This is a genomic window from Pseudomonas sp. CGJS7, assembly GCF_036961695.1.
On sequence record NZ_JBAMDI010000042.1, the window covers coordinates 37,999 to 52,782 of the forward strand.

The following is a 14,784-nucleotide window of genomic DNA, read 5'->3' on the forward strand; positions in this document are numbered from 1 at the left end:
CACCTTGCTGTTGCCGGCGACCGACTTCCCGATGCGCGGCGACCTGCCCAAGCGCGAGCCGGAAACCCTGGCGCGCTGGGAGGGCGAGGGCCTGTATCAGCGAATTCGCGAGAAAACCGGCGGCCGCGAGCGCAGCTTCATCCTGCATGACGGCCCGCCGTTCGCCAACGGCGAGATCCACATCGGCCACGCGCTCAACAAGGTGCTCAAGGACATCGTGGTCAAGTCCAAGCTGTTGTCCGGCTTCGACGCGCCTTACGTGCCGGGCTGGGATTGCCATGGCCTGCCGATCGAGCACAAGGTCGAGAAGGAATTCGGCCGCGTCGGCGACAAGCTCGACGCCGCCCAGTTCCGGGCCAAGTGCCGCGCTTACGCCGCGACCCAGATCGATCTGCAACGCCGCGACTTCAAGCGTCTGGGCGTGGTCGGCGATTGGGACAACCCGTACCTGACCATGGATTTCCGCTACGAGGCGGACATCATCCGTTCGCTGGCGAAGATCGTCGAGCGCGGCCACCTGCTGCGCGGCTCCAAGCCGGTGCATTGGTGTTTCGACTGCGGCTCGGCGCTGGCCGAGGCGGAGATCGAATACCAGGACAAGGAATCGACCCAGATCGACGTCGGCTACGTGGCCAAGCACGCGCGCGGCCTGGCCGCGGTGTTCGGTGCGGCGGTCGATGAGGACACCCTGATCGCGGTGCCGATCTGGACCACCACGCCGTGGACGCTGCCGGCCAGCTTGTCGGTCACCGTCGGTCCCGAGCTCGACTACGTGTTGGTCGAAGGCCCCAAGCGCGCCGACGGCGGCCGCCGCTTGCTGGTGCTGGCCGAATCGCTGGCCGAGCGCGCGCTCAAGCGCTATGGCGTCGAGGAAGTGGTCGTGCACGGCCGCGCCCGCGGCGTCGAACTGGAAGGCCAGCGCTTGCAGCATCCGTTCTACGCCGAGCGCGAGTTGCCGGTGTTGGTGGACGGCTACGTGTCGGCCGAAGACGGCACCGGCATCGTCCACAACGCGCCGGGCCACGGCCAGGAAGACTATGCGGTCGCGCTGAAGTACGGCCTGCTCAAGGACTACACCCCGGCCCAGTTCAACCCGGTGGACGCACGCGGCCGTTACCTGCCGTCGACGCCGCCGGCCGATGAGCACACCCTGGCCGGCGTGCACATCTTCAAGGTCGATCCGATCATCCTGGAGGTGCTCAAGGCGCACGACGTGCTGTTGGCGTCGGGCCGGCTCAAGCACAGCTATCCGCATTGCTGGCGCCACAAGACGCCGGTGGTGTTCCGCGCCACGCCGCAGTGGTTCATCTCGATGGAGCAGGCCGGCCTGCGCCGCGACGCGCTCGCCGCGATTCCCGGCGTGACCTGGGTGCCGGGCTGGGGCGAGGCGCGCATCTACAACATGATCGAAGCGCGTCCGGACTGGACGATCTCGCGCCAGCGCCATTGGGGCGTGCCGATCGCGCTGTTCTTCGATCGCGAAAGCGGGCAGCCGCATCCGCGCACGGTGGAGATCATGCGTCAGGTCGCCGACGCGGTCGAACGCGAGGGCGTGGAAGCGTGGTACGCGATGAGCGCCGAGCAGTTGCTCGGCGAGGATGCGGCGAACTACGAAAAGGTCACCGACATCCTCGACGTCTGGTTCGACTCCGGCGCCAGCCACGAATGCGTGTTGGCCCAGCGCCCGCAGGACGGGCTGCGCAAGCCGGCCGATCTGTATCTGGAGGGCTCCGACCAACATCGCGGCTGGTTCCACAGCGCGCTGCTCAGCGGCGTGGCGATGGACGGCGTGGCGCCGTACCGGCAGGTGCTGACCCACGGCTTCACCGTCGACGAGAACGGCCGCAAGCAGTCCAAGTCGCTGGGCAATGTGGTGGTGCCGCAGACGGTCATCGATGCGATGGGCGCCGACGTGCTGCGCCTGTGGGTCGCTTCGACCGACTTCAGCGCCGAGATGTCGGTGTCGGACAAGATCCTCAAGCAGAGCGGCGACGTTTACCGCCGCATCCGCAACACCGCGCGCTTCCTGCTGGGCAACCTCAACGGGTTCGACCCGGCCCGGCATCTGCTGCCGTTGAACGAAATGGTCGCGCTGGACGCCTGGATCGTGCACCGCGCGGCCGAATTGCAGGATCGCATCGCTTCGGCCTACGAGCGTTACGACTTCGCCGAGATCGTGCAACTGCTGTCGAATTTCTGCAGCGTCGACCTGGGCTCGTTGTACCTGGACGTGACCAAGGACCGCCTGTACACGATGCAGGAAAACTCGCCCGGCCGGCGTTCGGCGCAGAGCGCGATGTATCGCATCGCCGAAGCGTTCGTGCGTTGGATCGCGCCGGTGCTGGCGTTCACCGCCGACGAAATGTGGCGCCACCTGCCGGCCAACACCGAGCATGGCCCGCGCGAGGACAACGTGCTGTTCACCACCTGGTACGACGGCTTGGCCTTGTTGCCCGCCGACGCGGCCTTGTCGGATGAGGACTTCAAGCGTTTGCTGGCGTTGCGCGACAACGTCGCCAAGACGCTCGAACCGATGCGCGCGGCGGGCCAGATCGGCGCGGCGCTGGAAGCGGAAATCTCGCTGCGTTGCGGCGTCGCCGACCAGAACTGGCTGGCGCCGCTGGCCGACGAACTGCGCTTCTTGTTCATCAGCGGCGACGTGGAAGTGATCGCCGACGATGAGATCAAGGACATCGCCGTGCTCGCGGCCAAGACCGGCAAGAGCAAGTGCGTGCGTTGCTGGCATTACCGCGCCGACGTCGGCGCCGATGCCGGCCATCCCGAGCTGTGCGGGCGTTGCGTGAGCAACGTGGCCGGCGAGGGCGAGGTCCGGCATTGGTTCTGATGCGAGATCGCTGCGCGCGCGGCGTCGTTGCCGTGCGTGTGGTTTCCAACTGATGTTTTCGACTTTCTTCGTTTTCGCAGACTGCAGGCCCCATGACCGATACCGCACATAAACCCGGCAAGAACGCGCTCGTCTGGCTGATCGTTTCGGTCGTGGTGATCGCGCTCGACCAGTGGAGCAAGGCCTGGGTGTTGGCGTCGCTGCCCGAATACACGCCGGTGCCGGTGATCGACGGGTTCTGGAACTGGTACCGCAGCTACAACACCGGCGCGGCTTTCAGCTTCCTCAGCGATGCCGGCGGCTGGCAGAAGTATTTCTTCATGGTGCTGGCGGTCGGGATCAGCGGCTTGCTTGCGAGCTGGCTGGCGCGCACCGAACGCGGCGACTGGAAGACGGCGTTGCCGTATGCGCTGGTGATCGGCGGGGCGATCGGCAATGTGATCGACCGCCTGATGCATGGGCACGTGGTCGATTTCATTCAGTGGTATGTGGGCGAGTATCACTGGCCTTCGTTCAATATCGCCGACTCGGCGATTGTGGCGGGGGCGATCGGGATTGCTGCGTATGGGTTGTTTGCGGGCAAGTCCGACGGTGATCGGCGGCCGGGTACGGGTAAGGCTTGAGGTTTGCTGGGTGAGGGCAAACCAGCCGCGACGACGGCCCCAAGCCCCAACCACCCCATCTCGCCCCCACTGAGATGGAATCCCCCGTTCCGGCAACCGCACCGATACCGCGACGCCGCCTTTCCGCCACAGGAGTACAATCGCGTCCCATGGACGTCCTGCTAGCCAACCCCCGCGGCTTCTGCGCCGGCGTCGATCGCGCGATCGAAATCGTCAAGCGCGCCATCGAAACCCTCGGCGCGCCGATCTACGTGCGCCATGAAGTCGTGCACAACCGCTTCGTCGTCGACGACCTCAAGCACCGCGGCGCGGTCTTCGTCGAAGAGCTCGATGAAGTCCCCGACGGCGCGACGGTGATCTTCAGCGCCCACGGCGTGTCCAAGGCGGTGCGCGAGGAGGCCGAGCGGCGTCAGCTGAAGGTGTTCGACGCGACCTGTCCGCTGGTCACCAAGGTGCACCTGGAAGTCTCGCGCCATTGCCGCGCCGGCCGCGACGTGATCCTGATCGGCCACGCCGGCCACCCCGAGGTGGAAGGCACCATGGGCCAGTGGCGGCGCGAAGCCGGCAGCGGCCGGATCTATCTGGTCGAGGACGCCGAAGACGTTCAGCGCCTGCAAGTCGATCAGCCCGAGAACCTGGCCTACACCACCCAGACCACCTTGTCGGTCGACGATACCCGCAGCGTGATCGAAGCGATGCGGCGCAAATTCCCAGCGATCCAGGGCCCGCGTCACGACGACATCTGCTACGCCACCCAGAATCGCCAGGACGCGGTCCGCGAACTGGCGGCGCAGTGCGATCTGGTGCTGGTGGTCGGTTCGGTCAATAGCTCCAATTCCAACCGTTTGCGCGAGTTGTCCGAGCGCGAGGGCGTGGAAGCGCATTTGATCGACGGTGCGGTCGAGATCGATCCCAAGTGGGTGCTGGGCCGCAAGCGCATCGGCGTCACCGCCGGCGCGTCGGCGCCGGAAGTGCTGGTGCGCGGGGTGATCGAGCGCTTGCATGAGCTGGGCGCCGAGCGCGTGCGCGAGCTCGATGGCGAGCTTGAGGACATGGTGTTCGCGTTGCCTAAGGAATTGCGGCTGCAGTTGGTCAGCTGAGAAGGCTTGCGGTGGGGCCGGTGGGAACGCCGGTCCTGCAGCGAATCGTTGGAACCGATCCAGGCCCGCGAATGCGGGCCTTTGTTTTTTGTATTTCTGTTCGAGCTGCCGGGCTCTGTCGCTAGGGTGAGACTCGCCGGCAAAGAGGGGGGCCGGTAGTTGTAAGAGCAAAATCAAAATGGATTCCGGCTTTCGCCGGAATGACGGGCTGGGAAGGGGCTGCGCCGTTTCTGGTGGGGCCAAATGTTAGGGGTGAACCGTCGATCCGTTGCGTCGCGGATGTCTCTGCGTGTCTGCGGATGCGCGCGCGCTCGCCGCAGCGCCTAACGCATTCGAGTGCCGGGCCAGCCCGATGAGCTTTGGTCTTCGCGGAATGGCTAATTGACAACGTTGTCTAAACTGCGCCAGATTTGTCCGCTGCAATCGACCACCAACACTCAGTCATAGACAAAAGGATGACACCATGGGGCGGCATCGGATTGTTTTGGTTAGCGTTCTTGCTGCATCGATTTCTCTCGCCGGCTGCGGTCCCAAGACCGACCCGGCGGCCGAACAGGCAGCCAAACCGGCTGAAACCAAGCCCGCCGAGCCTGCCGCCGCCGCGGCGACCGCGCCGGTGTTTTTCGACGATTTCAATTACCCGGATCTGGCCGCGTTCCAGGGCAACGGCTGGAAGGTAAGAACCGAAACCGGCCACCCCGGCATCAAGGGCGCGACCTGGTCGGCGCAGGGTTTGTCGTTCCATGCCGATATCCCGGACACCGAGGCCGGCGCGGTCCGGATGAGCTCGGTCACCAACGGCACCGGCGAGAAAACCCGCCACACCCAGTTCTGCCACGCGCGCAAATATCGCGAAGGCACTTACGCCGCGCGGATCTTCTTCCGCGATCAGCCGAGCTTCGGGCCCGACGGCGATGAGGTCATCCAGACCTTCTATGCCATCAGCCCGCTGAAGGCGCCGATGGACAAGAACTACAGCGAGACCGATTTCGAGTACCTGCCCAACGGCGGCTGGGGCGAAAACGCCAAGCCAGCGATGTGGACCACCAGTTGGGACACCTTCCAGCTGGAGCCGTGGACCAAGGTCAACGAGTTCTCGCGCAAGGAAGGCAGCTACGCCGGCTGGCACACCCTGGTGCTGACGGTCGCCGACAAGAAGCTGCGTTACTACGTCGACGGCGAGTTGTTCTCCGAACACAGCAGCGCCGTGTATCCGGAGGATTTCATGTCGATCAACTTCAACCTGTGGTTCATGCCCAAGGGCGCGGACGGCTCGCAAGGGCCGGTCGCCTCGCCGGAAATGCGCGAGTATCAGGAAGACATCGACTGGGTGTTCTTCCAGGAAGGCGTGGCGATCACTACCGCGGATGTGGAGGCGCAAGTCGCCGGCATGCGCGGGAAGAAGGTGGCTCATGTCGACAACGTCAAGGAGCAGAATCCGGTGTTGCCTTCGCCCTGCGGGCTTTGATCGGGTCTGGATTCTTGCGTGAGAGAAAGGCCTCGCGATAGCGGGGCTTTTCTTTTCCGGGGAGTTGCCGGCGGTTGGGTTTTTCTTGCGTTTATCGGCAAGAAAAAGGCCCCGCGATGGCGGGGCTTTTCTTTTCCGGGAAGCTGCCGGCCGTTGGATTGTTGGCCGGGCGGTTGGGTTCTTCTTGTGCTTATCGGCAAGAAAAAAGCCCCGCGGTGGCGGGGCTTTTCTTTCCGGGAAGTTGCCGGCCGTTGGATCGTTGGCCGGGCGGTTGTTTTCTTCTCGGGGTTACGTGGTGCCGGAAATAGGAATCGAACCTACGACCTACGCATTACGAATGCGCCGCTCTACCAACTGAGCTATTCCGGCGAAGGACGGCAATTCTAGGCGGCCGGGGCCTGGGCGGTCAATTCTGGGGAAATCGGCGCTGTCCCGCCGCGCCGGGCCCGGTTTGGCGATTTCGCCGCACCGGGCCGACCAGGGACTCAGGGCGTCGGGTCCAATCGCAGCTGCGCCTGCACGCTTGCTCCGTTGCCCGCGGAGACATGCAGGGTGTATTCGCCATCCGCCGGCAGGGCCGGCAAATCGGCGTTGAACGCGGCGGCGGTGGAGGTCCTGGAGTCCAAGACGGCGCCGCCGGGCGTGCGCACGACGTACTGGACCGCGGCGCCGGCCGGGACGGTGGCTTGTCCGCTCACCGCCAGGGTCAGGCCTTGTCCGCTGGCGCCGCTGAAGCTCAGTTCGCCGGGTTGGCCGCTGCGCAGCTGCAACGGCTGCGGTTGGCCGGGCACGAGCGCGCCGGTGCTCGGCGTGCTCAGGATCGCGTCGACGGCGAAATGCGGCGGGCCGTTGGGGGCGACGTTGGCCAGGGCGGCGTAGTAGCGGCCGGGGGCGAGGCCGTTGAGCGGCAATACGCAGCCCAGGCGGTCGGCTCCGCATTCGACCTCGATGCTCGGCATGCCTTCGCGTTCGATCCGCAACTCGTAGCCGGGCACTTGCCGCGGCTCGACCGCGACGATGCTCAGGTACATCCGCGGCTGCGCGTCGACGTCGAAAGTGAACATCAACGGTTGCCCGGCGAACTGGGTGGCCATGCGCAACGGGTCGCCGTCGACGTTCAGATGGCCGAGGTTTTCGTTGAGGTTGAGCTGCACCTGCGCGCTCATGGTGTCGCCCTGGACCGGGTCGATCAGCAGGCTGTACTCGCCGGTCTGCTCAAGCGGGCCGAAGCGCAGGAACGCGCCGGCATTGGATTCGCCGCGGCTCACCAGACGGCCGTCGGGGCCTTGCACGGTGTAGCTGAAGCTGTGCTCCGGCAGCGGGCCCGGCGGCAGCGAGGCATGGCTGTGATCGGTGATCGCCAAGGTCAAGTCTTGGCCTTGGCTGGCTTGGAAGCGATAACGCGCGTTCTGGCCCCAGCGATCGATCACGGCTTGCAGGGGTTGGGCGAGCGCGAGGGTGTGCAACTGATCCGAGCTCAGGGTCGCACGCAAGCCGTAAGCGGTCTGAGTGCTGAGTGGAATGATTTCCGCCCAGTAATAGCCGGCGTCCAGGTTGGGCAGATTGATCGCACAACCGCCCATGCGCCCTTCGCAGGTGGTACTGGCAAGCACCGCGTTGACGGTCTTGCGCACGGTGACGGCGAGCGCGCCGTTGCCGGCCGACACGCCTTCGAGTTGATCCAGACCCAGTCCCAGGTTGGCGCCTTGCTCGACCCGGAAGTTCAGATACATCGCCTGGCCGGGGATTTGATTGCGCAGCGTGCGCGGTTCGCCGTCGGCGACCAGGGGCGCGCTGGTGTCGTAGGGAATGGCGATGTTCGCGGTCGCCAAAGCGGCCTGTTCGGGATCGACGAACACGCTGTAGTAGCCGCTGTCGGGCAGGTTGCGGAAGCTGAGGCCGCCGGTGCCGTTGGCGCCGACCGAGTTGCTGGTCAGCACGGTGCCGTCGGGTTTGCGCACGCTGTAGGCGACCGTGGCGCCGGCCGGTTGGGTGAGTTGATCGCGCACGCTCAGATTGAGGTTGTCGCCGGCACGGGCTTCGAAATACAGCGCTGCGTTTTGGCCGCGGCGGGTGAGCTGCAACGCAAACGGCGTATCGCCGCGGCGCAGCGGTGCGCCCAGGTCTTCGCTGGCGGTCGCGCGGAATTGCATCGGGCCGGCGCCCGCCGGCGGAACCACTTCGACGCGGTAGAGGTCTTGCGCGAGCGTCGGCAGGTTCAAGTCGCAGCTTTCTTGCTGCGGCGCCGCCGGGCAAGTCTTGGAGTGCACGATGCTGCCATCGGCGCGCTTGACCGTAACGGTCGGCGGCTGGGTGGTTCCGGCGATGCTCATCTCGGTCAGGCCCAGGCCCAGCCCCCATGCATTGGCCGAACCGGAGGTGTCGAGGAAAAAGGTCATGGATTCGCCGGGGAGCCGGGTGCTCATCTCGGCCGTCGGTCCGCCGACTTGAGCGGTGACGATATGGTTGTTGAGTTCGAACCGGGCGCTGACGGTTTCGCCGTACTTCGGATCGACCCGCAACGAGTAACGGCCGGCGGGCAGGCCCAGCAAAGACATCTGAGTCGGGCCGGGGACCGTCGTGGTCTGTTGCGGCGAGCCGTTGGGCGAATACAGGGTGTAGACGATCGGGCGCTGAGCCGGCGCGGTGGTTACGCCGGAGATGCTCAGGTTGGAGCTCTGGTTCGGATCGAAGTCGAAGTCGACGAAGCCATTCTGACCGGGGCGCAGGTCGAGCGCTTTGGAGCCTGCGGTGGTGAGTTCGATCCGCTTTTGCGAGCTCAGGTGCGCGGTGTAGCTAAGCGTGCCCGACCCGGAAGAGGGCGTGCCGAACTGAGCGATATACATGCCGGCCGGCAGGCCGGAGATGTTCAAGCGGCAGCCGCCGTTGTACGGCACGCACTGATCCGAAACCAGGCTCGGCCCGCCGGCGCCGGCGCGCAAACTAAGGGTGACCGGGCCGCTGCCGTTGCTCAATCCGCTGACGCCCAGGCTGAGCTGGGCGTTCGCTTCCAGGTCCATCGTCAACAACGAGCCGATCGCCACGCGCTCGCGGATGCGCGGCTCGCCGTCGACGAGCAGCTGATTGCTGGGGCCGGTGGAGACGCTGACGGTGGCGGTTTCACCGTAAATCGGTTCCAGCAGCAAGGTGTAAGTGCCGGTCACCGGAAAAAACGGGCCGATCAGCGCATCGCTGGCGCTGGTGAAGCGGCCGGTGACCAAGCTGCCGTTGGGGGCATACAAGGTGTACGCCATGTCGCGACCGGCCGGCGTGGTGCGTTGACCGGTGGTACGGATGCCCATATTGGCGGTCGTGCTGGCGGTGGCGTTGAACGTGACGCGCGCGTTCTGGCCGCGGCGGGTCAGGCTGATGCTGACCGGCGAACTGGTGACCGACATGGTCGCGGTGCGGTCGCGGCTGAGCGTGGCGGTGAACTTGAGCGTGGCGCCCGCGGGCGGCAGCAGTTGTGCGGTGTAGCTGCCGCTCTGCCCCAGATTGAACGCGCAGCCGCCGAACGCGACCGGGCAGGGGATGCTGGCGACTACCGTGCCGAAGCGACGTATGGTCAGCGTGGCGGGGGCGGTCGAGCCTGGAGTTTGCAGCGGGCCGATACCCAAGCCGAAATTGCCGGTGCCGAGGTTGAAGCTCACTTCGCCCGGAATGTCGGGAGTGAGCGTTTCCACTGTGCCCGGCGCGCCGTCGGGGGTGATAGCGACCGATGTGGCCATGGTGGCGGCGCTTGGCGCGGGAACGGATGCGGATTTCGCGGCCGGCGCGGCGGCGATCGACGCGGCCGGGCGAACTGTGGCGTTAGCGGCGGTGCGCGTCGGCGCGCGGGTGGTGTCGCTGATTGCGTCGGCGCGCGCGCCCGCAGTTTCGAAATCGATCAACGTCGTCGCCAACGCCTGGCCGTTGCGCGCGTGCACGCCGTCGATCAACAGCGAATACGCGGCATTGGCCTGCAGCCGTTGTTGCGGCGCGACGAACAACAAGCGTCCGGCTTCGGCCGGAGTGACCCGCACCGCGGCGAAACCGCCGGGGCCGAGCAGGGTGATGTTGGCGCGGTTGAGTTCGCTGGCGCGCAGCGGTTCGCTGAAACGCAGCGACAAGCGCGCGTCGGTGGCCACGCCACGGCTCTGGTTGCGCGGCGTGGAGGCGACCAGACGCGGCGCTTGCGCGGTTGCCGCGTTCTGCATGGCGGCTGCTGCGGCGAAACTTTCCTGGGCCGGGTCGTAGAGTTGGTCCTGCGCCAACTTGCGCCCTTGGCCGTCGACGCCTTCGAACAGACGCACGCGGCCGTCGGCTTCCAATCGGCTGCGATGGCCCAGGCGCGCCGGAGCGAGGCGGCCGCTGGCCAAGGTCGCGGCGCTGCCGCGTTCGTCCCACAGTTCGGCTTTGGCGACGCCGACGGCGCCGGGCATCCAGCCGCCGGTAATCAACAGACGACCGTCGCTGAGCACGGTCGCGGCGTGGCCGGCGCGCGGCGACAGATTCAAACCCGCGGTCGGCGTCAGCGTGCGCGAATCCGGATCGAACCACAGGCCGGTCGATTGCGGCCGGTTGTTGCCGTCGACACCGCCCCAGATCAACACCCGGCCGCTGGGCAGCAGGCTCACGCTGGCCAGCCGTCGCGGCGAGCTCAGCGGCCAGCGCCGCAGCACCGCGCCGTTGTCGCGATCCTCGATCAACTTCAGCGCGCTGCCGTCGCGTTCCAGCACCAGCCAGCGTCCGTCGGGCAGTTGCGCGCGCGCCTCGCGCGGGTTCAGCGCCAACGCGCGCGCCAGTTGCGGCGGCAGCGGTTCCAGCGCCGCGTTGGCGTCGCCAGTACCCAACACGATCGCGCTGGTGGTCAGGCACAACGCCAGCGCGGCGCCGCACCAAGCCCAACGCTTAGCTAGTCCCTGCGGTAAAGGCCTCATGGCTCGTTCCTTGTGGTGTTTGTCTGGGCGCGAGGGCCGCGATTGCGCGGCCCCAAAAAGATCACCCCGGTTGCCCGGGGTGATGTGTTGCGGTTACCAGCGATAGTTCAGACCCAGTTGCGCGCCGGTGTCCTTGTAGTCGTTGCGTCCCTGTATCAGGCTCACGTTGCCCCAGCCGCCCCAACCGCTGCCGAACTGCGCTTGCACGCCAAGCTTGGCTTCGTACAACTCCTTCGGCAGTTCCAGTTCGACCTTGCTGCCGTCGAAGGCGATCTGGTTGCGTTCGTCGTTGTTCCACCAGTTCAAGGTGAGGAACGGCTGCATGCGGCTGGTGGCCGCGCTGTCGGTGTGCGCGTAGAAGCGCAGGCCGACGCGGCTGGTCAAACCGCCGGCCTTGATGTCGTCGACGCGGGTGCCGTTGGCTTCGGCGTGGCTGTCGGAGGAGTAGTCGGTGTGGATCAGCTGCACCTGCGGTTCCAGGTACATGATGAAGCCGCCGTTGGGGTTCAGCACGAAGGCGTAGCCGGCTTCCAGCGATGCGCTCCAGGCTTCGGACTTGTACTTCTCTTCGTCGAGCAGATCGCCGCGCACCTTGTGGTCGTAGCGGCCGTATTGCAGCGCGCCGTCGATGTACAGGCCGGCCGAATCGGTGGCGTTGGCGAACCAGGTGCCGTAGAAGCCGAGGTTGTAGCCGTCGACCTTGCCCTTGGCGTGGTAGCCGATGATTTCCGAGTCGACCTTGGTGTCGGCGCGGCCGGTGCCGGCCATCACGCCGATGTGGAAGCGGTTGTCGCCGCTCCAGATGCCGATATCGCCGCCGACTTGCAGCACTTGGGTGTCGGTGGAAGTTTCCAGCTGCTGCAGACCGGCGTGACCGTCGATCTTGCGGCTGACCACGCGGGTCCACGCGGAGAAATCGCGGTCGCCCAGATCCGAGTAGGTGGTTTCGCTGCTGCGGTCTTGCAGGGAGTGCTGGAACATCGACACCGCGGCCGCCTGATTGGCGAGGTAGGCGCCGGTTTCGGGGCGGTAGATCATGCCGGGCGGGGTGGGGCGCGGGCCGGTGGGGTTGCCGGGGTTGCCAGGGTTACCCGGATTGCCGGGGTTACCAGGGTTGCCGGGGTTTCCGGGATTGCCCGGGTTACCGGGATTGCCAGGGTTGCCCGGATTTCCAGGATTGCCAGGGTTACCCGGATTGCCGGGATTTCCAGGATTGCCGGGGTTACCCGGGTTGCCCGGGTTGCCCGGATTTCCGGGGTTGCCAGGATTGCCCGGGTTGCCGGGATTGGTCGGATCCAACTGCGAGCGCAGATACCAATCGCCGTCGTTCGGATCGGCAATGCCGCCTTTGTTCAACAGATACTCGTAGGCGCCGGCCACAACGCGTCCATTGAGGGCGAAGGTGCCCTCGGAGGCGCCATCGACCTGCACCACCTGGATGCCGTTGGTCGTCAATGCGCCAGTGCCACCGGCGTTGGTGACCGTCACCTTGGTCGAACCGCTGGTGTCGCCTTTCACGATCAGCTTGTCTGTCTGCGATGCGTCATCGCCGAGCGCGGTGTTGATCAACAAGGTGCCGCCGTCGCCGATGTGATCGCCGCTTACGGTCAACGTCTTGAAACCGCCCGTGGCCGGTGCGGCGAAGGCGACTACGCCGCCGCCGTTAGCGCCTCCACCCAGAGTCAATGCGGATACCAGCGAATTGCCGGTCACGGTCCAGCGACCGCCGTCGGACACTGACAACTGGCGCACCGCGTCGGAAGCGCCTTCCCAACGAGCGTTGTTGAGCACGATCACGTCGACGTTGTTCTCGAGGACGCCGTCACCGTCGGTGTCGGGCGTGCCGTGTACCGAAGTAGAGAACTTGATGTCGCCGAAGGCGGTGGAACCCGTATCCAACGACAGCGAAGTCGATGTCCGTTCATTCTGCACCGATATCAGTCGACCGTTGCCACCGACGATCGAAGAGTTGCTCGCCAACGTGATTTTCGAAGTAGGAATCGGAACTGGATCCATCGGGTCGTAGTTATACGAGATGACGATTGCGTCGCCACCAGTGGTCTTCAGATAAGAGTCCTCCTCCATGGTCAGATCGCCGTCATGCAGATAAGCGCCGCCGAGGTTGGCATTGCCGTTCGCGTCGATCTGGGTGGACTTCATTTTGATCTCGCCGAAGCGGCTGCCTGCCCGATCGCCGATCACCTCAAGGGCATAGCCCTCATTAACCGAGATATTCATCTTGCTCGACAGTACTTCGGCTTTACCGCCTTCGGCCTCGATGCCGATCAGGGACATGCCCGACGCGTTCATCGTGACTTCGTTGATCGATAGTTCCCCACGGTTTTCCGCGCTGAAGAACGCACCTAAGCCCGTGTCGTTGGATACATGGGTGAAGACGGCTGTGGCGACGTCTACCTTGCCGCCACCCGCTGCGTAGACTGTGCCGGTGTGATTTTCGCCGTCGGTGATCTGCAAGGACGAGCCAACGCCTTGAGCGCTGCCCACGCCGTTGAGGGTCGACTTATCGAACAGGAGCGTGCCGCCGGCATCGACCAGCACCGAGCCGTTCGCAGTCACGTTTTCCATGATCGCGGTACTGGCGGAAATGTACGCGGCATGGCCGGAGGCAATGGACGAGATGCCATTGTTGGCGGTCAGCGTGCTGTTGGTGATGGTGCTGTTTGCGCTGGTGCTATTGAGCACATACAACGCGTGAGACCCCGCCCCCTTGGCATTGATCTGAGCGTTGTCGGACATGAGGACGCGATTCTGGGCAAAGATGCCATGGGCCCTCACGCCCAGGGTTTCGATGTTGACGTTGTTCGCCGTAATGTTGCTGCCACGGGCGAAGATGCCGTGCGATCCATCGCCTGCGGTGCGGACGATGAAGTCGTTCACGGCAATGGGGCCGCCGTCGACGAAGATGGCGTGGGCGTTCAGTCCGTTGGTGCGTACGGTGATCTGCGCGGCATTGGCGGGATGGCGGGTGATGGCGCCAGTCAAGGTCGTCCACAGCGCGTACTCACCTGGGTCGTTGGTGAGATATTCGGTGTCGGTCAGATTGATGACCCCGAGGCTCGCATGCTGCTGCCCACTGACCGCCCCCGCCGCGCAAGGCGCGAGCAAAGCGGTGGCCAGGGCCGAAGCCAACACGCATTTCCTGAGCGAAACATTACAAGCCATTGCGGTACCACTCCTTTGAGTTCGCGTTCGAACGCTGGAACAAACTGAAGACCAGCGCCGCGGATGCGCGATGGCGCGCACGGCGGCGTGATCTGGGTAGATGCGGGGTCCGCGGATCCCGAAGGTTCGGGAGCGGATGGGCGCTAGGTCTTAGCGAGCGGCCTGTCATGGCCTGGGTGCGGCTTCCTTGCGGTACGTCCTCCGTGTGACTTTCCCCTTGACCGCAGCCCCCTGCGGCGTTGCTTTTATACTGGCAAAAGCGTAGCCGGATCAAGGCGAAACCGGCATTTTTTGTGGTTTCCACGGCATCGATGAGACGCCGGGAAGGGCGGTCTGGCGGGGCTGGACGGCCTGGGGCACCGAGGCCGTGGCGACGGGCCGGGGAGGCAATTCGGCGGTGGGTCCGGCAGGGGGGCAGGGGTGCCCAAGGCACTGCGGATCCGGAAAACGACCGGGCGAGGTTTCCGCTGTTTGGGCGGCCGGGCGGCGGAGCCGTCGAACGGCCCGACCCGACCCGACCCGACCAGGCTAGGCTAGGCAAGGCCTGGCCTATGCCAGGTCGGCGACCGGGCGCCACCGGAGACGGGCGGAGTTCCGCGAGCGTCGCCAGGCCGAGCCGTAGCGGCCGGGCGAACGCCGACGTCCG

General features: G+C 65.6%; 6 protein-coding genes and 1 tRNA gene. 4 read left to right on the plus strand and 3 right to left on the minus strand.

All coding sequences use genetic code 11. The features are described from left to right. Window positions 1-31 precede the first annotated feature (31 nt). The 4 genes from ileS (at window position 32) to V7787_RS24020 (ending at window position 6,036) form a co-directional block, all read left to right on the plus strand. Complete coding sequence (gene ileS / locus V7787_RS24005) at window positions 32-2,845, plus strand: isoleucine--tRNA ligase (protein WP_336089817.1); 2,814 nt, start codon at window positions 32-34, stop codon at window positions 2,843-2,845. A gap of 92 nt (window positions 2,846-2,937) precedes the next feature. Next, the gene (gene lspA, locus V7787_RS24010) at window positions 2,938-3,468 is read left to right on the plus strand and encodes a signal peptidase II (RefSeq protein ID WP_336089780.1); all 531 of its coding nucleotides are present in this window, start codon (window positions 2,938-2,940) and stop codon (window positions 3,466-3,468) included. 149 nt (window positions 3,469-3,617) lie between these two features. Continuing rightward, window positions 3,618-4,568 (plus strand): 4-hydroxy-3-methylbut-2-enyl diphosphate reductase, encoded by a 951-nt coding sequence (gene ispH / locus V7787_RS24015; protein WP_336089781.1) that lies wholly within the window; start codon window positions 3,618-3,620, stop codon window positions 4,566-4,568. Between the two features lie 484 nt (window positions 4,569-5,052). Continuing rightward, complete coding sequence (locus tag V7787_RS24020; protein WP_336089782.1) at window positions 5,053-6,036, plus strand: glycoside hydrolase family 16 protein; 984 nt, start codon at window positions 5,053-5,055, stop codon at window positions 6,034-6,036. Between the two features lie 293 nt (window positions 6,037-6,329). Here V7787_RS24020 and V7787_RS24025 read toward each other — a convergent pair. The 3 genes from V7787_RS24025 to V7787_RS24035 all read right to left on the minus strand — a co-directional run bounded on the left by V7787_RS24025 (window position 6,330) and on the right by V7787_RS24035 (window position 14,105). Beyond that, window positions 6,330-6,405: transfer RNA gene (locus tag V7787_RS24025), tRNA-Thr, on the minus strand. A gap of 116 nt (window positions 6,406-6,521) precedes the next feature. Next, window positions 6,522-10,955: an Ig-like domain-containing protein gene (locus V7787_RS24030; protein WP_336089784.1), complete on the minus strand. Its 4,434-nt coding sequence runs from the start codon at window positions 10,953-10,955 to the stop codon at window positions 6,522-6,524. A 93-nt stretch (window positions 10,956-11,048) separates the two neighbouring features. Further along, window positions 11,049-14,105: an autotransporter family protein gene (locus V7787_RS24035; protein ID WP_336089785.1), complete on the minus strand. Its 3,057-nt coding sequence runs from the start codon at window positions 14,103-14,105 to the stop codon at window positions 11,049-11,051. Between the last annotated feature and the right edge of the window lie 679 nt (window positions 14,106-14,784).